Source organism: Ruegeria sp. CK1 (assembly GCF_056536545.1).
The window spans coordinates 1-24,080 of record NZ_JBQFPX010000012.1; the positions used below are offsets into that span (position 1 = coordinate 1).

20 protein-coding genes and 1 tRNA gene are annotated in these 24,080 nt (G+C 53.1%); 5 read left to right on the plus strand and 16 right to left on the minus strand.

The annotated features are described in order from the left end of the window. Positions 1-454 precede the first annotated feature (454 nt). Together rsgA and ACR0L3_RS19030 are read left to right on the plus strand one after the other, a co-directional pair. A complete protein-coding gene (gene rsgA / locus ACR0L3_RS19025) occupies positions 455-1,537 on the plus strand; it encodes a ribosome small subunit-dependent GTPase A (protein WP_480747356.1) in 1,083 nt (360 codons plus the stop codon). A 4-nt stretch (positions 1,538-1,541) separates the two neighbouring features. Beyond that, complete coding sequence (locus tag ACR0L3_RS19030) at positions 1,542-2,312, plus strand: VOC family protein (RefSeq protein WP_480747357.1); 771 nt, start codon at positions 1,542-1,544, stop codon at positions 2,310-2,312. Between the two features lie 175 nt (positions 2,313-2,487). Here the strand turns inward: ACR0L3_RS19030 and ACR0L3_RS19035 are convergent, their stop codons facing one another. The 8 genes from ACR0L3_RS19035 to ACR0L3_RS19070 all read right to left on the minus strand — a co-directional run bounded on the left by ACR0L3_RS19035 (position 2,488) and on the right by ACR0L3_RS19070 (position 12,407). Next, on the minus strand, positions 2,488-3,618 hold the full coding sequence (locus tag ACR0L3_RS19035) for an amidohydrolase family protein (RefSeq protein ID WP_480747358.1): 1,131 nt from the start codon (positions 3,616-3,618) through the stop codon (positions 2,488-2,490). Positions 3,619-3,732: 114 nt separating this feature from the next. Then, positions 3,733-6,477 (minus strand): non-ribosomal peptide synthetase, encoded by a 2,745-nt coding sequence (locus ACR0L3_RS19040; protein ID WP_480747359.1) that lies wholly within the window; start codon positions 6,475-6,477, stop codon positions 3,733-3,735. Then, positions 6,474-7,661: a cytochrome P450 gene (locus tag ACR0L3_RS19045; protein WP_480747360.1), complete on the minus strand. Its 1,188-nt coding sequence runs from the start codon at positions 7,659-7,661 to the stop codon at positions 6,474-6,476. Before ACR0L3_RS19045 ends, ACR0L3_RS19040 begins: the two co-directional genes overlap by 4 nt. Positions 7,662-7,993: 332 nt before the next feature. Further along, the gene (locus ACR0L3_RS19050; RefSeq protein ID WP_480747361.1) at positions 7,994-8,812 is read right to left on the minus strand and encodes a prephenate dehydrogenase/arogenate dehydrogenase family protein; all 819 of its coding nucleotides are present in this window, start codon (positions 8,810-8,812) and stop codon (positions 7,994-7,996) included. A 373-nt stretch (positions 8,813-9,185) separates the two neighbouring features. After that, positions 9,186-10,208, minus strand: a complete 1,023-nt coding sequence (locus ACR0L3_RS19055) for an adenylate/guanylate cyclase domain-containing protein (protein WP_480747362.1) — start codon at positions 10,206-10,208, stop codon at positions 9,186-9,188. 3 nt (positions 10,209-10,211) lie between these two features. Then, positions 10,212-10,571 (minus strand): group I truncated hemoglobin, encoded by a 360-nt coding sequence (locus tag ACR0L3_RS19060; protein ID WP_480747363.1) that lies wholly within the window; start codon positions 10,569-10,571, stop codon positions 10,212-10,214. 90 nt (positions 10,572-10,661) lie between these two features. After that, entirely contained in the window at positions 10,662-11,492 is an 831-nt protein-coding gene (locus ACR0L3_RS19065; RefSeq protein WP_480747365.1) for a class I SAM-dependent methyltransferase, read from the minus strand. 75 nt (positions 11,493-11,567) lie between these two features. Beyond that, on the minus strand, positions 11,568-12,407 hold the full coding sequence (locus ACR0L3_RS19070) for an alpha/beta fold hydrolase (RefSeq protein ID WP_480747366.1): 840 nt from the start codon (positions 12,405-12,407) through the stop codon (positions 11,568-11,570). A 259-nt stretch (positions 12,408-12,666) separates the two neighbouring features. Between ACR0L3_RS19070 and ACR0L3_RS19075 the strand changes: the two genes are divergently transcribed. The 3 genes from ACR0L3_RS19075 (at position 12,667) to ACR0L3_RS19085 (ending at position 17,604) form a co-directional block, all read left to right on the plus strand. After that, a complete protein-coding gene (locus ACR0L3_RS19075) occupies positions 12,667-14,898 on the plus strand; it encodes an ATP-binding protein (RefSeq protein ID WP_480747367.1) in 2,232 nt (743 codons plus the stop codon). After that, a complete protein-coding gene (locus ACR0L3_RS19080; protein WP_480747368.1) occupies positions 14,891-15,604 on the plus strand; it encodes a response regulator in 714 nt (237 codons plus the stop codon). Before ACR0L3_RS19075 ends, ACR0L3_RS19080 begins: the two co-directional genes overlap by 8 nt. A 605-nt stretch (positions 15,605-16,209) precedes the next feature. Beyond that, complete coding sequence (locus tag ACR0L3_RS19085; RefSeq protein ID WP_480747369.1) at positions 16,210-17,604, plus strand: alpha/beta fold hydrolase; 1,395 nt, start codon at positions 16,210-16,212, stop codon at positions 17,602-17,604. 529 nt (positions 17,605-18,133) lie between these two features. Here ACR0L3_RS19085 and ACR0L3_RS19090 read toward each other — a convergent pair. The 8 genes from ACR0L3_RS19090 to ACR0L3_RS19125 all read right to left on the minus strand — a co-directional run bounded on the left by ACR0L3_RS19090 (position 18,134) and on the right by ACR0L3_RS19125 (position 24,062). Next, the gene (locus ACR0L3_RS19090) at positions 18,134-18,769 is read right to left on the minus strand and encodes a hypothetical protein (RefSeq protein ID WP_480747370.1); all 636 of its coding nucleotides are present in this window, start codon (positions 18,767-18,769) and stop codon (positions 18,134-18,136) included. A gap of 31 nt (positions 18,770-18,800) precedes the next feature. Continuing rightward, positions 18,801-19,328 carry a helix-turn-helix domain-containing protein gene (locus ACR0L3_RS19095; RefSeq protein WP_480747371.1) on the minus strand — a complete coding sequence of 176 codons (528 nt, stop codon included), beginning with the start codon at positions 19,326-19,328 and terminating at the stop codon, positions 18,801-18,803. Next, on the minus strand, positions 19,321-19,662 hold the full coding sequence (locus ACR0L3_RS19100; protein WP_480747372.1) for a hypothetical protein: 342 nt from the start codon (positions 19,660-19,662) through the stop codon (positions 19,321-19,323). The genes ACR0L3_RS19095 and ACR0L3_RS19100 overlap by 8 nt, the downstream gene beginning before the upstream one ends. Positions 19,663-19,845: 183 nt before the next feature. After that, complete coding sequence (locus ACR0L3_RS19105; RefSeq protein WP_480747373.1) at positions 19,846-20,055, minus strand: MerR family transcriptional regulator; 210 nt, start codon at positions 20,053-20,055, stop codon at positions 19,846-19,848. A gap of 122 nt (positions 20,056-20,177) precedes the next feature. Continuing rightward, on the minus strand, positions 20,178-21,209 hold the full coding sequence (locus tag ACR0L3_RS19110) for a hypothetical protein (protein WP_480747374.1): 1,032 nt from the start codon (positions 21,207-21,209) through the stop codon (positions 20,178-20,180). Then, a complete protein-coding gene (locus ACR0L3_RS19115; protein WP_480747375.1) occupies positions 21,206-22,390 on the minus strand; it encodes a tyrosine-type recombinase/integrase in 1,185 nt (394 codons plus the stop codon). Before ACR0L3_RS19115 ends, ACR0L3_RS19110 begins: the two co-directional genes overlap by 4 nt. Positions 22,391-22,538: 148 nt before the next feature. After that, positions 22,539-22,615: transfer RNA gene (locus ACR0L3_RS19120), tRNA-Arg, on the minus strand. A gap of 64 nt (positions 22,616-22,679) precedes the next feature. Continuing rightward, on the minus strand, positions 22,680-24,062 hold the full coding sequence (locus ACR0L3_RS19125) for a sensor histidine kinase (RefSeq protein ID WP_480747376.1): 1,383 nt from the start codon (positions 24,060-24,062) through the stop codon (positions 22,680-22,682). Positions 24,063-24,080: the final 18 nt, after the last annotated feature.

Here is a 24,080-nt window from a genome sequence, read left to right on the forward strand (position 1 = left end):
TTTTAGGTGAGAGTATTATGCGTCGATTTGAAGTGCTACTTTGCCAAAATGACTGAAGTCTACGGTGGTCTGCCCGATTTGTACTGCAGTCGGTGCTGTATTTGTGCCTGTTGTCACAACAACGGACGTTCGACAGTATTGGGGTAACGACCGAGTTGCGGACAAAGCTGACATAGTCTTTTTCCTGTTGAATGGCCGCTACGGTAGCTGAAGAAGAGTTCCAAATCAGCCGTCAACTGTTGCGTTGTGCACGCGTTCATCCTATGTGCACATAACCTGAAATGGAGATTTCATGTCCCGGTAAGGAAGGGAGGCAGCGCGCCTCCCGGAGCACATTCAACATCTGAAGAAACACCGTCACATTATGGCCGACGGTGCGCGTTGATGTGCAAACTTTTTTCTCACCGACAGCGCCCAGATCAGACTTGGGCCAGAGACATGAAAGTGACTCCCTATGATAAAGGATTACTCAGACTTCCTTCCGCTTCGCGCACGCAACGCCGAAAGACACTCCGACCTCAACCCTCTTCAGGCATTGGGATGGCAACCGTTTTTCGCCCAGCAGATCAGCGTAGAAGATTTGTCGGTGACACCGCCCGTTCGAATTGTCGAAGTGCATCGCAATGGGCTGCACGCCCTCGGTGACGGCATCGATACGATACTTCCTCCCAGAGCCGATGTAACTGTCGGGGACTGGCTGATGCTGGATCCTTCGCGCCCGCGATCCAGTCGGGTTCTAGAGCGCACGAGCCTCATCAAACGGCGTGCGCCCGGAACCGACCGGCAGGAACAACTGATCGCGGCGAACATTGATACCGCCTTTATCGTCACGTCCTGCAATCAGGACTTCAAAGTGGCCCGGCTGGAACGCTATGCAGCTCTGACTTTTGAGGCAGGGATCACGCCTGTCATCGTCGTCACAAAGACCGACCTCCTGACGGACTCGCAAAGCTACATCGACACGGCCCGCACGGTGTCGGACATGATCGATGTAGTCGCACTTGACGCCCGCGGAGACGCACCCCGGACAAAACTGACTTCTTGGTGCAGGCCCGGCAAGACTGTGGCGTTTCTCGGCTCATCTGGCGTTGGGAAATCGACGTTAGCCAATGCATTGCTACAAAGCCAATCCATCGAGACCCAATCTATTCGCGAGGACGACGCCAAGGGGCGGCATACGACAACGCGGCGCGAGCTTCATGCGATGCCCAATGGATGTCTGATACTGGACACCCCGGGTATGCGGGAATTGCAGCTCACCGATGCAGCGGACGGCATTAATGATCTCTTTGCCGACATTCAGGAGTTGGCCGTGCGGTGTCGATTCAGGGACTGCCAGCACGAATCCGAGCCGGGATGCGCTGTTCTGAAGGCTATCGATGAGGGTGCTCTTGATGGCGGTCGTCTTAGCAGATGGCGCAAGCTCATGGCCGAAGACGCCTTCAATTCCGCGAGTCTTGCGGAACGCAGGTCGCGCGACAAGGCGTTCGGAAAGATGGTCCGCGGTGTCAAAAAGCTCAAAGACGTCAGGAAGTAAGACGATGACACAGTCGAAAGCAGGTCAATTCGTATGGCATGACCTTTTCACATCGGACAGGGCGTGTTCGATGGCATTCTACCAGCACGTCGCAAACTGGACATATTTAGTCGAGCGGGCATCGGATTTTGCATGGGGTGGCGGCGAGCAGGATTTCGTCCTTGCCCTTTCCGGTGACGAAGCGGGTGCGGGATTGATTGAGACGCCCGTGGAGCAGGAAAATGGCTGGATCTCTTACATCAAAGTCCCCGATGTGGACATAGCGATCGACCGCGTCGGTACACTCGGAGGTAAGATCGTTCGGGAGCCATTCGAGGTGCCGGGTGTCGGTCGCAATGCGCTCGTCCGCGATCCGCTCGGTGCTCTAGTGGGGATTTCTTTGTCTCGGCACAGTTTCCCCATGCCGCAAAGGCAGTTCGGCCCTGAAGTGTATGTCAGCAACGGGAATGACTTTCCGCAAGCGTTCTACGTCGAACTCTTCGGATGGCAGGTTTCTCCCGAGCGGGGCAAGGATTGCTTCACTCTCCTCGGGCCTCAGGGCCATCTTGTTGCAATCCAGCATGCCGCGACTTGGTCAACTGCCTCAAACGCATCTTGGGTTCCGTGCATCAAGGTTGCTTCAGTCTCCGATGCCTCCCGTGCTGCTGAAACCAAAGGGGCGCGTCTGGCTTCGGTGGATGATAATGAAACCGTTCAAGCCGATAGCCCCATCCTGTGTGATCCAGACGGTGCGCCGTTTGCTCTCGGCGTTAAGCAGACAACGAATTTCTATTAGCTTACCAAATTCTTCACAGGAATTGCAGAGCGGACATTCGCCTGCTCTGCAGCATCCGTGACTCAGGGCTCGAAGCGGCTATTCGCTGCTAGTTGCTCGTACGACCGCATTGCGGACACAGCGGATTCATTCCGGAAGACGTTTGTCGTGAGTTCACGAAGGACTATTCAGAGAACTATTCTGAAAGACGCTCGTAAGCTGACAATGCGATTTCGCATTGCTGCGAGTCTTCGATTAAATGGTTTGCTATCTTTGATCTGACCGATGACGGTATCCTCTTCCCGGCGCCGAGATACGCAAGAAACTCTGCATCGTAGAAGCGCAATGAGTTTGAAAGAACAAACAGTTCGTCCATCAGATCCAATGTGCCTGCCGGAGATGTAATGTCGCACACATTATCCGTGCCCAGCCTTACAAACACGCCCGCTTCGATCAACTCTAGAACGCGAGCAATGGAATTATGCGTATAGCTCTTCAAAGGGCGCAGCTGGCGCATGCTGATTGCGGCCGAGGGACAACAAATGACGCCAATGTTGAGCGATGCAAGATCGCGCGCCAAGCGGTCAAACCTGACATCGTCATAACTCGAAGGAGATATGACATGGATCAGCCAGATTAGAGGCTCTTTGCCATCAGTCAGAAAATTCCCCTCCCTGACCACTTTAATCAGGCGTTCTGTATGGTTTTCCCGGTCGTGGTTCTTCTGGTCAACATGCACATGAACCGGTTTGTTGTGAGCAAAGGCGAGTCCCAAAATGCGCCGACAGCATTCGTCAAACCCAATGTGGTCTGGATAGTCAATCTGGTCATCTCGCTCTGGCAGGGCACCAAGAAAATCCGCGCGCTCTGCTGCCTCCTCAATTAAGGTCCAGCGCTCCGGTTCGTCATCGCGGAACCCCAGAGGCGAATACGCGCCTACGCGAAAGTCAATTTGCGACTGCGAGAGGTCAGCAATGCGCAAGAAACGGTCTAAGGCAGACAGTCCGACACGATCCGTTGTAACGTCTACAACACTGTGAGCTTGCGTCGTACCAAGCCGTGCCATTTTTGTAACGCAGTCTTGTACGCGTGCTTCCAGTGCATCCGGGTCATAGCACGTGCTGGAATGTATGCGTGGAATCAGGGCATGCTTTTGTGCAATCGCCATAGAAAACTCGCTTGCGTTTTCGCTGTCTCGTAAAATATCGAGGGTGAGGTCCAGTGTTTCAGCCCGGTCCAAATGCAAGTGTGCATTGAACATGCCGCCCAACTGCAAAATGCCCTGGTAGACGGCGCTCAGAAAGGACGTACTAAACTCTCTGTCCAAAGTATTCTTCCTTTATCTCGATCGGCAAAAAACACGCACCTCTCTGGAAAATTGTGAACATCGAGTGGTCTGAGCCATGACGCAGTACGTGTTCAATACAGACGCTTGCGAAATTCATATGCTCATCCAGGCTTTCAACAGGTCGCTGAGTTCCCCTCGCTTTTTCGCGGAATGAAGAATTGCTTTTGACGCATGTTCATACTGAATAAACTCAGCGTGCGGCATATATTTTTTCATTTCGGCAGAGTTTTCCTTTTGTTGATCGCTGTTGCCGTAAACAACCTTGATGTTTATCGTCTCAGGGTCGTGCTGCTCACGAAACTTCTCAAAAACCGGCAACCAATTGATATGTTTTTTCAAACTTGTCGGGGCCGAAGAAACGACATCGTCAAAATTTCCAAGTAACCCAGCATTCAATACACCGAAGGAACCTCCGCTGTGACCAATTCCAACAACACGTCTGTAACCCCGTGTTTTGGCAAAATCACCGACGTAACTCGCAATTTCAGTTAAATCCCTTCCAACACCTTCGGCGCCACAAAAGAACAGACGGCGCGAACGGTCCATTAACAGCAGGAAGCTGTTTTTCCTCGGGTCAACATCAACAAGGAAATGAAATGTCGGCATGGACAACCGCATTCGGTTGCCTGCGAAACCCACAATCAAGTTCTTATCGGTAGTATCGGTTTCCGGATCCTGATATAGTATCGAACTACTAGAAAGCACTTCGCTTTTCCATGCGAACGCACCTTGGACATCGCTGATAACGGCCATATCCCGCTTAACTTTGCGTACCAGCCTCTTTTTCAGCCGAACCCGTTCCGTCCGACCGACCAAGCCGCTCGTTTTTCCCGGGCTTGCTTTACTGAAATGGACCAATTGAGCAGCGGCCTTTTCAGGCGGTAAATGCGCTAAAACATAATCGACTTTTAGTTCGACGTCGGAACGACCTGTTGCCTGGGAAATAAGACGCAAAGCTTCCTCGGGAGTTCCGGAAAACACGTCGGTTTCAGACAGAACACGCTCCGTGGTGTTTGCTTTGCTTTTCTGCAAGACTGCGTCATCTTTCTTGCGTAAAGCAAAGCCATGACGGTCAAGTGCCTTGGCAATGCGCCTGATGGTCGTGAAGTTGTCGATAATTTCATCTGGTACAGGTCTGTCGAAAATGGTCTCCAGCTCCACCAGTATACGGACTGCTGACAAGGAGTCGCCTTCGACGCTGACAAAGTCTTCATCAATGCCGACCTCCATGAGGCTGAGTTCGCGTTTCCAAATGTCGACCAACAGAATTTCCAGTTCCGTTTCTGGCCTCTCATCCGCGCCTTTTCCGTTTCTTTCTTCTGCAAACTCCGTAGCTAGGGCGATCCGGTCGACCTTGCCAACCGATGTCTTAGGAAGCTGCGATAAAATCCTGATTTGGCCCGGGATCTTATGACCTGCCAGATTGAGTGCCAAAAAAGACTTCAGATCAGAAACATCGGTTTCATCCGAAACTGTAATCGCGCAGGCGATATCTTCCCCAAGTCGTGTGTGCGGTACCGAAAAAGACGCTGCCTCTACGACGGTCGGGTACATTACAATGGCCTCGTCGACCTCGGTTGGATTGATCTTTTCGCCACCGCGGTTGATCACTTCCTTGGCGCGTCCTGTCAAAAAAAGATCGCCATCTTCGTCGAGTTGACCAAGATCGCCAGTCAGGAACCAACCGTCACGAAAGGCAGCATCGTTGGCCTCTGAATCGTTTTCGTAACCGGAAAATACATTCTCTCCTCTTATCGCCACCTGTCCCGTCTCGCCTGCACCGAGAAGAGTGCCGGCATCCGAGAGAATCGAGATTTCGGGTCCTACAGTCTTGCCGACAGACCCAGGCTTGTCATCTGCCATCGAAACGGGGGTTGTTGTGATGAGGGGGCTTGCTTCGGTCATTCCGAATGTTCGGACGACCGGGACGCCAAATGTTTTTTTGATATCTTCCAACTGCGAAGTAGGCAAAGCTGCAGCAACAGCACGTAAAAACTTCAGGTTTGGATTGATATCTCTATGATCCGAGCGCTTTGCTTGCAATGTCAATTCGGCAAACGCTGTCGGAACGCCTTGAAACCAGGTGGGTTTGTGACGGCGTTGCAATTCGAAGAACCGGCTTGCATCAAAACTGCCTGCAGCGATTAAACTGCTTCCCACGCAAAGCGGCGCAAGCAACAGATCAACCAGCCCACCAATGTGAAATTGTTCCCACATGACAAGGCATTTGTCGTTCTCCGTTAGGCTCAAAGATAAGGCCACATCACAAGCGGATCGGCACACGTTACTATGGGTCAACGGTACGATCTTTGGTTTGCCGGTGGAACCAGACGTCATTAGAATCAGGCTGACATCATGCTCTGCTGGTTCGGATGTCCGTTCAGGTACTGACCTATTGCTGGCGATCTGGCGTCTGTTTTCCAGCTTAACAACCTGTATGCCAAGTTCTCCGGCGGCCTCGCTAGCGACTGACGCCTGAACCGATGATACAATCAGGATGTCAACACCAGTTGCCGCGAATTGGCTTTTGTACTCTGTCTTTGTTAGTTTCGGACTGAAAGGTACGGAAGTGCCGTTGCATGCAGTCGCCAAAAGAAGCACCGACATGTCGACGCCGTTTGGAAAGACGAGACCATAGCGTGTTCTTCGAGCGTTTTTCTGTTGCGGAACCGATTGCTCCAGGTATCCGCCCAGCCTTTGCACTTCGTCAAAAATGTCCCCATAGGTCAGAATTGCGCCTTCCGGTGTGATGATCGCAGGAGACGCGGGTCGTTTTTCCGCCTGATAACGAAGAAGTGTCGATATCGTTTTTTGAGCAAACAAATCAGGTTCTGTCATTTGATGCGCTCGAAATTTACGTGCAGTCGTTTTAACCAGCGATGGCCGGGACGGGAGAGCCATTGCCGCTTGTGGCTGACAGCCGAGAGTCTTCGCTCGGGGGAAAACAATACCTGCAGCGCTTTTGTAACTTCCAGCCGAACCAGTGCGCTGCCGAGACACATGTGTGGCCCGTTTCCAAAAGCGAGATGTTGCTGGCGCTTTTCTTCTGGCAAAAACGCGTCAGCATTCTCAAATGCCAGCGGGTCGCGATTGGCAGAGGCAAGCCCCAACAGTACAATAGATCTGGCCCGTATTGTTTTTCCACCCAATTCGACCGGAACTTTTGTGATCCGCCCTTGATATTGTCCGGGGCTTTCCAACCGCAGACACTCGTCGATGACCTGGGTCTGAACCGATGAGGGTTTAGAAGCAAAATCACAGGCCGGATCGTAACTCATCAAAACATGTACACAATTGGAAAGACCCGATTGTACGTTGCCGACACCATCCGCTGCGAGCAGCATTACATTATCAGCAATTTCATGTCTGTCAGCAGACGGCCCGTTTGATGAAACCAGCATAGAGATCAGGTCGTCGCCGGGGCATTTCGACTTCGCTTCGATCAAATCCAATATGTATTGGCGAAACTCTGCAAGTTTTTCATTCAAGGCGGCAAACTCTTCAGCGTCCGGTATCGCGTGAAATAGCTTGAAGAAATCATCGCTCCAACTGGCAAGTCGTGCCGCATCCGTTTCGGGTATGCCAATCACAAAACAGATCACGCGGCTTGAGAATGGCACCGCGAACGACGTTATGAAATCGGCCTGCGACTGATTCTCAAGTTCTGTTGCTAGGCGCTCCGCCAACGTTGCTATTTTTGCAGCTTTTTCTTGCTGGCTCTGAACAAATGCTTTGGCAATCCAGTTTCGTCGTTCGGAGTGCTCCGGCGCATCTAAAAATGCTATTAGATTGTTTGCGATGTCAGCGGCCGCAAATCTGTTCCTGTTGCGGGCGTGAACTAGTGCGAATGGTGCCGGACGGTTGCTCAGGCGATTGTCATTTAAACAACTTCGAACATTCTCGTACCTGCTGAGAAACCAGAACCCTTTAGGGTTCCAGTGTACAGGATCCGTTTCCCTCAGCTCGGAATAGACCGGATAAGGGTTCTGAATAAATTCGGAGTCGGTTGTGTCTAATATCATTGCCTTAAACGTGTCCCGGGTCTGATTCCTGCCCGAATCGCCCTGGGCCGGACGTCGATCGTTTTTTGCGTGAGAGCCTGTTCCAATACCTCAGTCACATTTGGTACAAACCGGCTACGCACGACTCCAACCCTGACATAGAAACAGAAACCAGTCACTTAAAACAAAGTGCCGTTGGGAGGGCTGCCACCATTTTGTCGAAGTGTGTTTCCTTTTCCGAATGCCTAATTCTATAGGTGAAGCGACCGACCGTTTTGGGCTCGAGGCAGACGTTCGCTGCAGTCGGATGAACGGTTGCTGTGCGGACGAAGCTGCCCTTGGGTGCCGCTTAATCAATGTCCGCTTTTGTTGTCGGCGGTGTAATCGAATGCTGCCTCCAGCTCTACACTCAGACTTGCGGCCAAATCAAAAAACTGCCGTCGCACGGTCTCTGCGTAGGGATTGGCCTTCTCAATGGCTTCGAATACTTCTGGCGCATCGTGCTGAACCATGGAAATCGCCTCAGACAACAAGTCAAAACTCTTGGTGGTCATGCGCGTCGGCAGCGGTCCCATTCTCAGAAGCACTTTGGCGATGAGGTGCGTGAGCCCTTGGACTACTGCCGCTTCTTGGTCGTGATCTTCTGGCGTCGTCATGATGACAGTCAGACCCAGTGTCTTGCGCAAAAACGCAGCAAGTCTGGCATGTTGCCTTCCCTGAATGGGGCAGACGGCAATCTTCAAACCCTTAATACCAGTCGTGGCACTCTGAGGACCAAACAAGGGGTGGGTCGCGATTATGTCTACATGGTTCGGTAGTCGCCGCCGCATGATTTCCGAGGGACCTACCTTTACTGAGCCGACATCAACAATCAGCGCGCCAGGTTTACAAGCAGCTGCAATTTCGCTGACAACCCGCTCAAATGATGCCACTGGTGCCGAAATGAGGACTACATCAGACTGCGATACTGAGTGCATTGATGAAAGACGTACCCCGAGTTTCTTCGCGACCTTGGCAACGTCCGCGGACGGATCATAAGCCGATATCTCAAAGTGCTGACCGAGATGAAAGGCTGCAAGTTGTCCGAACGCACCAAACCCCACGATGCCGAACGACTTGTTTTGACTTCTGTTGTTGTTCATTTGTCGACCTTTGAACTTGCCGCCCGGCACAAGGTCGATTGTTTTTTGACCGCTGTTAGGGGCAGCGGAAAACTAATGATGAATTACCCGCAGCTATCTAAGCTGAGGATAATAGCTCTGCGATGCGAAGAACGATCCGATCATGACGCCAGCGATAAAGCACACAAGAGAGTAGAGTCAACGATGTTGATGCCTAGCGAGGCGGGAAAATCGTCTCTGATACTGACGGTTTTCGAAATCTAACAGGCCAACGTCTTGCATTATTTCCAGGGAAAACGCGGTGTGATTGGCTCGATACTAAACAACAAAACCACCATAATTCGCCTGCCTAATCATGAGAAAAAACAGAGACAGTCCCTACATCTAAATGGCCAGATCAAGGGGCTGGGTCAAATGAACCAATCTAAGGATTGTCGGAAAGGCGCCAAACGTCTTGCTCACCAAATCCCCGGATCAGTTGAGTTCCAATTTCTTCAAGAACGAACTGTTCTTTGAGAACATGAGCAACCTTGTCCTGCACAGTGATCTGCATCGGTTCCGAAAACTCCTGAAGCCGGGATGCTAGGTTCACGGCCGGCCCAAAGATGTCGTAGACGTATTTCTGAATACCGACGACCGAACCAACGACTGACCCAGACGCCAATCCAATGCGACAGCGCCACTGATGCGGATGGCTGAGGTTGCGGCGGTTCAGATAACGCACGAACCGTATGGCCGTATTCGCGATCGCCTTAGCGTGATCAGGGGTTGGATCGGGCAGACCGGCCACAGTGATATACGCGTCTCCGATCGTTTTGATGCGTTCGCAGCTGAATTGCTCACCGATGCGATCAAAGGCACTGTAAATATCGTTCAGTTCTGTGACGGTAACGCTTGGATCCTGCGAGGCGACCATTTCCGTGAACCCGACAAAGTCGAGCATCAGGACAGATACTGGGTCATAAAGCTGAGGTGTGACCACACCGAAAGTCTTGTACTCTTCATAGACCGAGCGCGGCATCAGGTTCAGGAGCAACTTTTCAACCTGCTCCTTTTCGCGTTTCAGCTCACGCGTGTTTCGTTCCACCATCATTGAATAAGAGTCGATCATCGACTCCAGCTCTTTGATGCGGGTGATATTCTGACAGACAAGCACCAGCACATCATCATGCGCGACGGTAAAGTCGAGCGCGATCACCAGCGTTCTGCGTTTTTTCTTGAAACTGATTTCGGACGTGTATCGCCGCGTCTCGAACAGGCTTTTCTGAACCGCATCTGTATCCAGGTCGGGAAAAAGCTGTTGCAAGTGATCCAAGGGGGTGTCGCCGCTGAACCATTCATCGAACGTGTCATTGCGGAAACCAAATTGCAGCGTTTCGCGGTTCAATAGTGCGACACCCACGCCGATCGCGCGCAGCAGCTGTTCATTGATGGCTTCAATAGTCATGGCTTACCTAACAATCAGGGGGCGGCGCTTTCCGAATTCCGCAACAACAACGGCTATGTCTTCTGCTGCCACGTTGTGTTTTTCCAAAGCATCTTGCAACACCGTTTCCAATTCATCGAAATGGGCATGCGTGATGCTCAGGTGGGAATGCAACTGGCGCAGCTGATTGTCCGTGTAGGACGCCGGGCCGCCAAGAAGCGAAGCAATGAACTTTGTCTGATGATCGACCATTCGGCTCATGTCGACATTGTCGAAAAAGGGTCCGACCTCATCATTGTCCAAAAGACTGTCGTAGAATGAGATCACGACTTTGCTGATCTTCGAAAACCCGCCGTATTTCTCATAGAGTGTGCGTTCAGCCATCTCAAAACCCTTTTCAAAAACTGGTCAAACAAAGACAATTCTCACCGCCCGTTGGTCCAAAGACCCAAGAGCGGTGAGCGCATCGTTCCCTTAGCGGCGCTGGACGATAACCTCGGCATATTCAGACGAAATGCACAGCGCGTCATTGGTCGAGATGTCGAATTTCTCGATCAGTGCCATGATATCGTGGCGCAGGGCCGCCTGCCCTTCCGTATCCAAGGCATCAAAGGCTTTCTGCATCGGCCCATAGAAAGTCCGGAAAAACTCCAGAAAGTGTTCCGCCGATCTGTAACGGAACATGAAGTTCTTGCGCCGGAACGAAACGATATCGCACTTGGTACCGAAAGCATCCTCGACCCAGTCCTGACTTCCCCACAAAGCCGGAGAGTGTACGCCAGCCGGCGGCGGAACATGTTTACCGATGGTCTTGAACATCTGGCCAATGAAGCTGTCGGGCGTCCAGTTTGCCATACCGATCTTGCCACCAGATTTCACGACGCGTTGAAGCTCTGCCGCTGATTGCTGTTGGTTCGGTGTGAACATCACCCCGAACGTGGAGACGACCGCGTCAAACGATTGATCCGTAAAGGGAAGCTTTTCCGCGTCTGCGACCTTGTATGAGACGAACAGACCTTCGGCCTTTGCACGCTGGCTGCTGGCCTCTAGCAGGGCTTCGACATAGTCGGTCGAGGTGACATCGCAAAAGCGCCGCGCAAAGGCGAGTGTGGCGTTGCCATTCCCCGCCGCGACATCAAGCACTTTGGCGCTTGGCATCATATCCATGGCCTCGGCAAGTTCTTCACCGGTGATCTGAAGTGTAACGCCGACCTTGCTGTAATCACCGGATCCCCATGCCACGTTTTGCTTGGCCTTGATTGCTGCAAAGTCCGTTGTTGTGTCGATTGTAGTTTGAATACCCATTTTTTTATTCCTCGTGGTTTTTCTGGTCTTTCCCCAGTAGTTGAATTGAAAGCCGCATCATCGAATGCGGACGGTTTATGCAGCTTGCCGTTTGGGCCAGCTGATATTGACGACGGGCCGCTCTGCGCTGGCCACGTGCTCAAGAATTCTCGAGTTGATCCACTCGGGCTGGAAAACCGGTGCCATGTGCCCAAGCTCTGGCAGCAGAGCGATTCGCGAATTTGGCAGCGCCTTGGCAATCGCCACCGATGCGCGTTGCGCGATCTCCGGAGATTCCAGGCCGGTCATCACCAGCGCGGGAACCTCAAGTCTGGACAGCTCGGCCAAGTCCCAGGTTTCCGCAAACCCGTTGGCGAAATCTGTCATGATCGACGTGATCTGCTGCGCAAAGCGGGTTTGAGCGGAAACGGGCAGCGCATCCCAGAACCCCTCTTCGTTCCAGAAATCCAGGAAATGGCGCATCCCTGCTGCGGCATCACCATCGGCAGCGGCAGCCGTCACCATGCCGGACAACATTTGGATTTGTCCGAACAGTTGTTGGCTGACCTCGTTGCCGTGCTTAAGAAAGTGAAACGCGGCGGGCTCATAGACCGTCAGGCTTTTCACAAGATCGGGACGCATCAGCGCGACCTTGATGGCAACACCACCGCCGTTCGAATGCCCGACAAGATGCACCGCGCGGCCCATGGCCTCTATTTCCCGGATCACGGGAACCGCAGAAACAGCCGCGCCTTTCTGAGAGCTATCGCCGACCAAAGGGGCCTGGCCGTAGCCGGGCAGATCGAAAGCATGAACCTTGAAGCGACCTTCCAGATCGGTGGCCAGTTGGCCCCATTGCGCACCGTTCGATGCAGAAGAATGTAACGCGACAATCGCTGCGTTGATCGTATCTGTTGGTCTGAATGAAATAGTCATCGTACTTACCCAATTGCATTTGCTATGGGCACAAACTGACCTTCCATTGTTTCAATGTGATTTCTGAAATCGGGGCTTATTGTTTCAGTTGTAGCTCTGTGAAGTGGGTCACACAGCGCGCTATCCGCCTCGAAAACAAACAGGTTTTCGACTGACACTGGAACGAAACCGCGCAGTCTGAAACAATTGAAACACAAGACGCTGATTTTGAAATGGCACTGAAACAATGATACCTTAGAAGATCAGGATGACGACGGACATGGCAAACGATCTTGAAGAAATCGAGAAGGCAAGAGACCTTCTGCGTGACGCCATTGAATCCCTCAAGGAAGGGTTCGCCCTTTACGATGATGACCGTCGCCTTGTCATGTTCAACCAGCGCTATGCCGAGATGAACAAGGGTGTCTCGGACCTGCTGAAACCCGGTCTGGATTGGGAAATCCTGATGCGCGAGACAGCGCGCAGGGGTATTTACGCCGACGCCATAGGCAACGAACAGCAGTGGGTTTCGGACCGGTTGGCCAATGGGATCGAGTTCATACAGGACTATGAACTGACTGAGACCGACGGACGGACCTATCTGGTTTCCGTACACCCAACCAAACTCGGCGGTTTTGTTGTTACGCGCGAGGATATCACCGCACGAAAACAGGCCGAGGTCGAAGAGCGGGACGGCGATCTTCTGATCCGAAAGGTTCTGGACGCCAGTTCAGCGATTGTGACCATGGCCCGGATTGGCGGCGGACAGATATTGTATCGCACACCCGCTGCCCGCCAGTTGTTCGGCCCCTCACGGTCAGCGAAAGAGCATTATCTGAACCCGGAAGAGCGCGCGGATTTTATCACGCTGCTTTTGGCCGACGGGCAGGTCAATAACTACAAGCTTGATCTGGTGAACGCGGACGGAAAGACCTTTCCCGCCTCAATCTCTTCGCAATTGATCGACTACAAGGGCGAAGAGGTCATCGTGACCAGCATCATCGACCTCACTGTCCAGAAAGAAGCTGACGCCCTGATCCGTCAAGTTATGGAGGCCTACCCGGCCGCCATTAACATGACGCATGCCGATACGGGCAAAGTGCTTTTCGCAACGCCAGAAATCAGGGCGTTGTTTGGGGATAGTGAAAGCTCCAAGTCCTTTTACGCCGATCCCAATGAACGCGAACGGTACCTGAAGGATCTGCGGCAGGCGGGGTCCCTCAAAGACCGGCGCATGGAGTTCGTCGACATCAATGGGCGAACCTTCTGGGGTGCGGATTCTTCGCGCCTTATCCAGTTCAATGGCGAAGAAGTCATCGTCTCCAACACGCGCGACCTGACAGACGAACTGGCAATTGAAGCTGAGCTGCAAAAGCAACGAGAGCTGGTGTTTCAAAACGAAAAGATGTCTGCACTCGGTGAGCTACTTGCCGGGGTTGCGCATGAGCTTAACAACCCGCTCTCGGTTGTTGTCGGCCACGCGCTCATGCTGAAAGAAGAAATCACCGACCCCGATCTGACCGTCAGGATAGAAAAGATCGGCAACGCCGCTGAACGGTGCGCAAAGATCGTGAAGACTTTCTTGGCAATGGCGCGTCAGCAACCCAGCAAGATCGAACAGGTCGATGTGCCCAGCCTGATCGAAACAGCAGCCGATGTTGCGGCCTATGGCAGCACATCCGGTGAAATCCAGATCACCCGCTCCCTGCCCGCCGATATCCCCCCAATTTCCGGGGACGCGGATCAGCTAACACAGGTCATCCTCAACCTGATTATCAATGCCGAGCAGGCCATGACCTCAGCTGACATCGGCGACCAGATCACGTTATCAGCCGAAAACAAGCCGAACGCAGGAATGGTGGAGATCACGGTCAAGGACAATGGCCCCGGAATCCCCAAAGCCATTCGCCCCCGCATTTTTGAACCGTTTTTCACCACGAAAGAAGTCGGCGACGGGACCGGGATCGGATTGGCGTTCTGTCATCGCATTGTCCTGTCACATGGCGGCCAAATCAGGCTGGATCAGACCGATGACACCGGTACTTGTTTTCGGATCGCCCTGCCCGTGGCAGTGCCGCAGATAGATGACGATGATGAGCCGATCGAGACCCCTTCGACCCCTGTTAAGCAACGTGTCTTGGTCGTCGATGATGAGATTGAAGTGGGTGAGTTGAATGCTGAAATCCTTAGAAGACAAGGGTTTCACGTCGACTTTGTCTCGTCTGGAGAAGAGGCGTTGATCCGTCTGCAGGCTGCCAAATACGATGTGTTTCTGAGTGACCTGAATATGCCGGGCGTTGATGGCCGCAAGATTTACAAAGCGTTGGTGACGCGTTTCCCCGAAATGCTGACACGCACGGCGTATATCACCGGGGACACGATGGGAGAAAACTCGCTGGGTTTGCTGAAAGAGTCCGATCTTCCTTTCCTGGAAAAACCGGTCTCACCCTCAGAGCTCCGAGCGCTTGTCGGAAGGCTTCTCACTGACCAGGAGGACGAAGCTGATGGATGATCAAAAAGCGCATATTCTGGTCTGTGATGATGAGATCGACGTGCGCGAAATGCTTCAGGAATACCTGAACAAACGCGGCTACAAGGTTTCGGCCGCGTCCGGCGGTGAGGAGCTTCGGGCCATCGTGTCGTCCCAGACTGTGGATGCCATAATTATGGACATCAGCATGCCCAAGGAAGATGGCCTTTCCATTCTTAGATCTCTTCGCCCCGAAAACGCAACGCCGGTGATCATGCTCACGGCGGCGGGAGATGTTGTGGATCGGATCATTGGTTTGGAAATGGGAGCCGACGACTATCTGGGCAAACCCGTCGACCTTCGAGAGCTTGAAGCCCGGATCAAGGCAGTCCTGCGTCGCGGGACTATCAATGAAACGGCATCGGTCGTGAGCGCTGACAATGATGGAGCACGTTTCGGGGACTATACGCTGGACAAAAAAGCCGCGAAGCTACTTGCCTTAGACGGGTCCGAACTCCAGCTGACCGCGATGGAATACCGCTTGCTCAAGGTGTTTGCGGATAACAAAGGGCGCGTGCTGAACAGGGACCAACTCTTGGATCAGGCGCATGACCGGTCGTGGGATCCCTTTGACCGCAGTATCGACATTCGAATTTCCAGATTGCGTCGAAAATTAGAAACTAATCCCGAAAAGCCGGAAATCATCAGAACCGTTCGCGGAATTGGATACTTGTACGATCCAAAGTAAACTTGATCGCTGTCAGCAAAACCAAGTTGGCCTGCACATTCAGTCAGTGATTGACCAACGATCCGATTGTTTACCAAGGACATAGTTCACAAACCGAAATCGACCTGGCGCTAGGCCCAGCAAAGTAGTTTCCCGCTTTTGCGACAGCTAGAGAGTACTGATTAGACATAGGAGGTCGACCCCCGCGAGAACGGCACCGAAGGCACTGCGCATCTGTTTTGTCCGCTTTTTGCTCATTACCTGGCAAAATTTCGCCGCGCCGGGCGCAAACGGCAGCTCTTTGTGCCGCATCGCCGCGATGAAGCTACCGCACATGCGGCAATATCTGTGATCCGCGCTTGCAGCGAGAAACTGCAGGGGCCGGGTTGGGCTATGCGGGGTCATTCGGGCAAATATAGTTAATGTCTGCCTTGCGGGACAAAACTGCCATTTGCGAAACAGACATAACTGCAGAAACTTTAAGCGATAGTTTCTAAGGTTTTCTGACTTTTTGAGACCTTAGCGAACGGTAATCTCGAAGCAAAAAATACGTCTACTGACAAGTTGCCGATTCTAACGTCTTATGAGCATGATAATATTTTCGGGCAAACTTGCGGGAAGTAACCATGAGCCAACGCCGCCTTGCTGCAATCCTGTCTTTAGACGTCGTCGGTTTCAGTCGGATGATGCAGGGTGGCTCAACAGCACTGCTCAAAACACTGAATTCGCTGTACCGCGACTTGGTAACACCAATCGTCGAACAAAACTCTGGCCGGGTGGTCAAACTTCTAGGCGACGGGGCACTAATTGAATTTCCTTCAGCGGGCCACGCTCTCCAAGCGGCAATTGCGATTCAATCCCAACTTAGAGATCCAGAGCATCCATATTTGGTTCCAGAACGCATTCAGCTTAGAGCGGGTTTGCACGTAGGCGATGTCACTGTGGACGGTGAAGATATCTTCGGAGACGGCGTAAATATTGCAGCACGTCTCCAAGCAGCAGCTGAACCCGGTGGGATTCTGGTCTCAAAAGTACTCTGTGAACTTGCTGGGTCGGATTATGCCAACCGATTGCACAGAGAGGGACTGCGGACATTCAAAGGTATTGCACAGCCGATTGAGGTATTGTCGATCAACTTCACTGATGAAGTTGTATCAAAGTCACGTGTTGACTTCGCCAAAACACAAGAAATCCGCTACTGTCAAACCAATGACGGCATTAGTCTGGCTTGGAGCGCAGTGGGTGACGGATCCCCGGTTGTGAAAGCACCAAGTTGGATTGGACATCTAGAACTGGACTGGCGCAATCCTGCGGTGGCTCCAATTTGCACTTCGGTGGCGCAACATCACCGACTAATCCGATTTGACGCGCGGCTCAACGGTCTCTCCGACTGGGATGCAGAAACTTGCACGTTCGATAAGTTCGTAGATGACTTGGAAACCATTTATAACGCGGCTGGTCTAAAGCGCGCGCCAATCCTTGCGATTTCACAAGGGTCTGCTGTAGCAGCCGCCTTTGCAGCCCGTCGACCAGACCGGGTCTCGGCAATTGTTATGATCGGTGGCTTCCCAGTAGGACGAGCAAAACGGAAATCTCCGAAGGATGTGGAGCGAGCTCTGGCTATGAAACAGATGATGACTGCAGGGTGGGACGATGAGTATCCGTCTCTACGCGATTTGATGGCGCAGATCATTGTGCCTAGCGCGAGCCAAGAAGCTCGGCGGCAATATGCAAAAGACATGAGCCAGATGATCTCGCCCGAAAACATGGGGCGGTATCGCGATGTTATCGACCAAATAGATATCAGGCAAATATTGTCAGAGGTTGAGGTGCCGTGCCTAGTTTGTCATGCGACGGGGGACAGGATGCAACCGGTCGATCAGGGACGACTGTTCGCTAAGGGATTACCCAACGCGAAGTTCATCGCCTACGAAAGCTCTAACCATGCCATGCCGGACAACGACCCAGAGTGGCCGCGTTTCGAGAGGGACGCTTTGGCTTTCTTAGCAGAACACAACTGAAAGGTTTTGTCAGATTAACAACGCTTGAGCGTGGGGTGGCGTTTGGGAATGACCAGACCAAACTCCGCCAAGTACTTCAAAAGCAGTCCCGACGTCATTCGTCCTAGCGTTATACTGATCGGTATCCTAGCCAAATGGCTTGCTGCAAAGGTTGAATTGCGGCGATGTGTGGGGCATGCGGCATCCGGTATTTTGGGCTCGAAGCAGTCATCCAAGCACTTCGATCGAACGACTGCTTTGCCTTGCGTGCGAGGCCGTGCCGGGTCAGTCGATCAATTTCTGCACTGCCCTGTCAGCGCGGATAAGTTCATTGATCGTCTTGCGCATTCCCTCGGTTTCTCTTGACCGTTCCCCATGCTTCCAAGACGGATGGCTTGACCCAGCAGCATGCCCACCTCTAGCCCCATGCATGCGACATACACACCAACCACGGACGGCAGGCGCTCGACATCGCTGACCTGTAGATTTTGCTTTCGCAGTGCATCTGGGCGCATCGTTGAGTCTCTTTGTAGGGTCCGTGAGGTTGTCGTCACTTTTTGTCATCTACCCGCCCCCCGTTTTGGACGTTGCCGACAATGGCCTGGCCACCCTCTTTGACCTCAACGCGTTCAACACGGACGGTTTGATCTGCCTTGGATCGATACCGTTTCAGGGTTTCAACCTGGCCGGTGAAGGTCCGCGCAAGTTTATTCAGTGCCCTTTCCGCAGAGTCCTGCTGAGGGAGGGTTTCGACGTGATTGAGCCTGCGCGCCATCATCATCGTCGCCTGGTGGATCGCGCCCATTTGAATAGCCAGCATCGCTTCGATCTCATCCTGTGGTCGAACACCTGCAACAACCGACATCACGAAGTTGGATGCGGTCTCGGAGACTGAGCTGCCTTGTTGTCCGAGCACAGCCACCTGGTCCATGACGCCTTCGAAGAACCGATAATCGACTGTGCCGAGCTCATGCATCGCTAAAGCACAAGCCGCCCTTGGATCTTTTCCATTGTGGCCAACTGTAAGTCTCCGCGTCTCTTCATCGAAGTCCAACTTGATGTCCGGGGCCCGAACGCTTGATTTCTTCCGTTCCTTCAAATCCGCAATCGCATTGGTCTCCGCTTCGGTCAGCTCGGAATTCTTTGTCTGCAGATCGTTGCCTTTGTCTTTCTGTGTCTTGCTCATGTTAGCCTCGCGTAACAGGGAGTGGTTAGTATTAGTGTTCCGTTTCAGAACCGAAGGACCGACGAGAAACCGGCCTGACGGGTTCTGATTTGGAACCATGGGAGGTCTTTGGGTTCTCAAACGGAACCACAGAGGATGCTGACGGGTCCGTCTCAGAACCGCGTTTTGTTTTTTCGGGCTGCCAGAGCCGCCAGTCATTGGTGGCTGCTTTCTTGCCGTACCGGGTCTGCTTCGTCTTGGTCGTCAACCGCCACTCGTGGGCGCGCCGGTGATACCAGTTGCCTTCCTGCTCCAGCACAAGGAAGCCTTTGTCCTGCAGGTCATCGAAAGCGCGCTGAACAGTGGCCTTACCCAATCCCAGTATCTCTGCCGCGTCATTCATCGACAGAAACACCTTGCCGTTGTTGCCGCCGTTGAAGCGGGTGTGAAGCTCCAACCAGAGCTTCACTGCGGGACCCGACAACGCTCGCCACGCCGGGGACTTGATCATCGCGTAGGGCAGAGGGACGTACTGGCCCTCATCTGACCGTTTGCCTTTGGGAGACCGGCGGCTACTCATCGCGACACCTCCGCTGGAAGTGCTCGGGTAATGCATCCAGTTCGGGTATGTCGCAGCCGATATGCGCCCGGACGAGCCGGGTCAGGCCGGATTTGGACACACAATACCCGAGCGTGTCCCAGGCCGCTCCCCCGGCCGGAAATTGGGGCCTCTGGCGCTGAAACAGCCATTGGATATCGTCCCGGCAGACAGAGACGCGGTAGATACCATAGCGAAAGAGCTCGCCGTTGTAGCTCTCGGCGGTTTCCCGATGATCGGTCTGGGAAAGGGGGCCGTCTTCCAGCCCGCTTTCATAGCTTTGATCACGCGATTTGGAAAAGGACATATCAGCCATGCTCGATCCGTCCTTTCCGCACGATCACCCGTTCAACCGAATGGCTCAGGGGCGACCAGTAGTACCGGCGCTCGTTTTGTCTTGTCGGCGCGGGACATCCTGTGGCATCAACTGGACTTGCTAGGGTGGCAGTTGATGTCACTGGAAAAGCCCCATCTCCGCGCTTGGAGTTGGGGTTTTTCATTACGCTGCCTCGTTGTTGGGATCGGTGCGCCGAACCGCAAGCCAGGCGTTCAGATCGGCGCCATGATAGGCGATCCGCCGACCGATGCGGATAAAGGCCGGACCACACATGCGGTGGCGCCATTGAGCCAGCTTTTCGCGGTTTCCCAGCAATTGCATTTCAGGGTCTTCTGGGAAATAGACCCGGTCGTCATTGAAGACGTTTGCCATCGTTGAAATCCTCTTGGATCAGTTGCGATGGCTATTGTTAACTTTCGACCAATGACTGTGACGATACCAGTTCAGGCCCGAAAAGCCCGCCCCAAAAGCCTATATTCAGGCGCCCAAAGGACTTAATTTCGGGCATAGTGCCTGTCTAGCGAATGCTTCAAACGTGTTTGCACGGTTGTTCTACCAACTCTCCTACCAAGTACCTTTTGTGCATGTTCTATCAGTTCTTGAATGCAAGCATCTTTCTTCGATGGTAGTGAGCCGAGTTGGTGCATTTCCTCCAATCTTGCTTCCATTTTTTTCCAGTCCAAGGCGAATGGTGCGCCTCTTGATCGTTTGCTAGGAGTACTCCCTACGCTGTCTAAGGTCCCATCTTCCAGAACCAATGCGTGTCCAAACGATCTAGCAGTCAGAGACTCGCCCATCTGGAAGCGACTGCCCCAAAACGTGATTAGCTGTTGCGTATTCACTCGTGTGGCTACGAAAGTTCTTTGTCCAAATGTCAATTCATCTTGCTTGAAATCGTGAGCAAGCCTAAATGCCTCCGCAGGCACTTTTTCGAACTCGCCTGCCTTCTCGTATTCATCGGCTGCGGACAGTGCATCCCACCGCTCAAGATGCACAGCTTCAATAACCAAATCACCAGAATGAATTCCCGAGAAAAGCTGACCCCAAACCTTCTCTAAGTGGATTTCAAATAGGGCGTTGGTCTCTTCAAAGAGAACTTCTTTTGGACCAGCTTCACTGACTACCTTCTTTGCCGCCTTATATTTATTTAGCTGAGTAGTTCTTTCTAAGGGTTCCCAGTCTATCCGATCGAAATACTCCTCATGGAATTTCAGAGTATGGTACGCATCCCAAATTTGTCCCCAAAGTATTGAACTAGCCGCTTCTCCGTAGTCCTTGGGCATATCCAGGCCCACAGCAGCGAAGTCTTCTGGTTCGTAGAAATCAAAACTAATCAAGTTATTCTCGAAATTGTCAGGCATCTCCTTCCAGTAAAATCTTGCGTCTATACCAACGGGCGAACCACTCTCGTCAGGTATCGGCGTGTCATACCAAATAGCCTCTGGAACGTTCCCGAAAGCTAGGAAGTGCACGGCTTCCGACAGATAACACCACTCCGGCAGTTCAACTGCACAAAAAAATCTCACAGAGACGCTCCTTGGCTTGATGTAAATCTACTCCATTTCCCGCCAAGCTCTCGTCGCCGTTCTAACAAATCCGACCGCGCATAGGCCCGCTCCACATCAGTGCCAACTTGGTGGGCCAAAGCCGCCTCCGCCAGTTCGCGTGGTGCGTTTGCAGCCTCCGCTGCCCAATCCCGAAACGAACTTCGGAATCCATGCACGGTAACGCCATCCTGCCGCATCCGGCGCAGCAGCATCAGCATGGACATGTTCGACAAGGGCTGATGCCGCCTTTGCCCCTCGAACACATAGTCAGAGGCCAGCGCACGCAGCGGATCCAGAATGGCCAGCATTTCGTCAGTGAGGGGCACGCGGTGGACCTGCCCGCCCTTCATGCGCTCCATTGGTATGGTCCACAGGCGCGCATCGACGTCGACCTCGGGCCATTTCATCTCCAGCACCTCTGAGGTTCGGCAGGCGGTCAGAATGGTGAACTGCAACGCCTTGGCAGCCATGGCTGAGCGGGTCTGCAAATCGGCATAGAACGCTGGCACCTCCTGCCACGGCATCGCGTCATGGTGCTGGACCTTGGCTTTGACGGCGGGCAGCACTTTACCTTCGCGGATAGCGGTCACCGGGTTCTCGCCCGAGCGGAAACCCTTGGATTTTGCCACGTCGAGAACCGTCTTGATCCGCTGAGACAGTCGCTTTGCGGTTTCGTGTTTCTCAGTCCAGATGGGTGACAGGCACATCAGCACTTCGGGCTGATCAATGCTGTCGACTGGCATGCGTCCGATCTTTGGGAACGCATAGTCGCGCAAAGTGTTGAGCCATTGCTGGCCATGCTTGGCATTTTTCCATGTCGGCAAGCGGTCGATATGAACCTGACGGCTGAGATCTTCGAAGGTCGGGATTTCGCGTTGCGCGTTGAAGCGCGGGTTCAAACCGGACTTTGCCATGCGTCGATATTCGAGGGCTCTTTCTCGGGCCTGGTTCAGTGTGACAACATCTGCGCCACCTAACCCGAAATCCGTGCGCAGCGGAGCGCCCTTGCGGTTCTTCTGTCCTTTGACCGTTACACGCACGATCCAGCGCCGTGCGCCCGATGGATCGACAACGAGATACAGGCCAGAACCGTCACCATGCCGACCCGGACCGAGATTCTCTACAAGCTTCTTTGTCAGCTTTCCGCTGAGTGCAGCCATGTAAATACCACAAAATATACCACTCAATGAAAATATACTTGTGTTATCGGTTAAAATCCAATGAAACCCACCAACGCTGCTTCAGCCATAAAACACAAAGGTTTAAGCGACCCAGTGTGTCTCTTTAAAATTTATGGAAATCACCAAGTGGCGGACCGAGGAGGATTCGAACCCCCGACCCCTTGATTCGTAGTCAAGTACTCTATCCAGCTGAGCTATCGGTCCGCGTTGGTGAGGCGCTATGTAGACCCACCTCAGGTGACGCGCAAGTCGATTCTTCAAAAAATTTTTAAAAAGTCACGTCGCCCCGCGGCAACCGAATTTCAAAGGTGGTTCCCTCTGGTCCAGTGTCCTTCAAAACTAGGTCCCCGCCATGCCCGCGCACCAATTCTTGCGAAATTGCAAGCCCAAGGCCCGAGCCGCCTTTGCGCACCCCCCCTTGAAACGGCGTGAACAGATTCTCGCGCGCCTTGAGCGGCAAACCTGGTCCATTGTCACTTATCTCGACACACCAATCGTTATCGTGAACACATCCAGTGATCGTGATCCTGCCCGGTTTGCCAGATGCCACCAAAGCCTGCCGTGCGTTTCGCACTAGGTTCATCATGACCCGGAATATCTGCTCTGGATCTGCGCGGGCGACGAGGTCTTTGGGTACCTCGTTGACGATCTCGACACAGGCGTCCGCCACTGCAAGTTGCTCGCTGGCTACCACGTCTTCAGCGACGTCGTGCAAGGGCACCATAGTCAAAGTTGGCGCGGGTTCTTCGGCGCGACCGAAGGCCAGCGTGCTTTCACACAAAGACACAGCGCGCGTGATCGAATTGACCAGTTTCGGCGCCATGCGCCGCACAAGCGGGTCATCACTGGATTCAATCCGGTCAGTGAACAGCTGCGCCGAAGTTAGAATATTGCGCAAGTCGTGACTGACCTTGGCCACAGCACCGCCTAGCTGCGCAAGACGTTCCCGTTGTTTCAATGCCTGGGTCAACTCGGTTTGCAACTGTTGCAAGGCCTCTTCTGCCTCACGCAGTTCGGTTACCTTGGAGTTGGGGGAAATGATGCCACGCGCGTCCTCAGGCGCACCAGCATAGCGCTGCATGTAACCCACAACGCTTTTGATCGGTTTTACCAGCACAACGCGCACAGCGAGGAACAGGAAAAAAGCAGTGATGATGGAAATGACAAAAGACAGCCCAAGGATACGCAAGCCATAATCTGTCATCGCCATTCGCAACGGCATGCTGTCGATAGTGACCTCGATCAGCAGCCCCGCGCCTTTAACCGGCTCACCGATCACGCGAATGACCTCGTTTTCCGGGGTAAACAGACGGCTCAGGGCATCACGGATCAGAATCCACGGCCCAGCATCACGCAAGTCGTAAGTATTGGTGATCGCCTCTGGGATAGGAGAGGACAGCATAAGCTGCCGCACTTCATCACGTCGCAACACCACGTTGTAGACACCTGCATTGGCCAGCAGTTCGGCCTCTAGGTCTTCGGCCAGCATGTCATCAGCAAGCAATGCCAAAGAGGCAATCTGCGCACGTTCAAGCCGGTTCAGCAGAAAGTCTTCGCGAAAGCGTGCAATCGAGGGGACAAAGATCAGAACCTCGGCCAACATCACGAAGACCGTCGTCAGGATCAGAAATCGGCCCGACAGCGAGTTCACTCTGCTCTCCCTTTCTGG

Bases quoted from the DNA above. Each gene is read 5' to 3' on its own strand.
- ACR0L3_RS19095 (WP_480747371.1), bottom strand. From the start codon at position 19,328: ATGAGTAGCCGCCGGTCTCCCAAAGGCAAACGGTCAGATGAGGGCCAG.
- ACR0L3_RS19030 (WP_480747357.1), top strand. From the start codon at position 1,542: ATGACACAGTCGAAAGCAGGTCAATTCGTATGGCATGACCTTTTCACA.
- ACR0L3_RS19060 (WP_480747363.1), bottom strand. From the start codon at position 10,571: ATGGCTGAACGCACACTCTATGAGAAATACGGCGGGTTTTCGAAGATC.
- ACR0L3_RS19065 (WP_480747365.1), bottom strand. From the start codon at position 11,492: ATGGGTATTCAAACTACAATCGACACAACAACGGACTTTGCAGCAATC.
- ACR0L3_RS19070 (WP_480747366.1), bottom strand. From the start codon at position 12,407: ATGACTATTTCATTCAGACCAACAGATACGATCAACGCAGCGATTGTC.
- ACR0L3_RS19085 (WP_480747369.1), top strand. From the start codon at position 16,210: ATGAGCCAACGCCGCCTTGCTGCAATCCTGTCTTTAGACGTCGTCGGT.
- rsgA (WP_480747356.1), top strand. From the start codon at position 455: ATGATAAAGGATTACTCAGACTTCCTTCCGCTTCGCGCACGCAACGCC.
- ACR0L3_RS19080 (WP_480747368.1), top strand. From the start codon at position 14,891: ATGGATGATCAAAAAGCGCATATTCTGGTCTGTGATGATGAGATCGAC.
- ACR0L3_RS19090 (WP_480747370.1), bottom strand. From the start codon at position 18,769: ATGAGCAAGACACAGAAAGACAAAGGCAACGATCTGCAGACAAAGAAT.
- ACR0L3_RS19100 (WP_480747372.1), bottom strand. From the start codon at position 19,662: ATGGCTGATATGTCCTTTTCCAAATCGCGTGATCAAAGCTATGAAAGC.
- ACR0L3_RS19075 (WP_480747367.1), top strand. From the start codon at position 12,667: ATGGCAAACGATCTTGAAGAAATCGAGAAGGCAAGAGACCTTCTGCGT.
- ACR0L3_RS19105 (WP_480747373.1), bottom strand. From the start codon at position 20,055: ATGGCAAACGTCTTCAATGACGACCGGGTCTATTTCCCAGAAGACCCT.
- ACR0L3_RS19045 (WP_480747360.1), bottom strand. From the start codon at position 7,661: ATGATATTAGACACAACCGACTCCGAATTTATTCAGAACCCTTATCCG.
- ACR0L3_RS19040 (WP_480747359.1), bottom strand. From the start codon at position 6,477: ATGACAGAACCTGATTTGTTTGCTCAAAAAACGATATCGACACTTCTT.
- ACR0L3_RS19055 (WP_480747362.1), bottom strand. From the start codon at position 10,208: ATGACTATTGAAGCCATCAATGAACAGCTGCTGCGCGCGATCGGCGTG.
- ACR0L3_RS19115 (WP_480747375.1), bottom strand. From the start codon at position 22,390: ATGGCTGCACTCAGCGGAAAGCTGACAAAGAAGCTTGTAGAGAATCTC.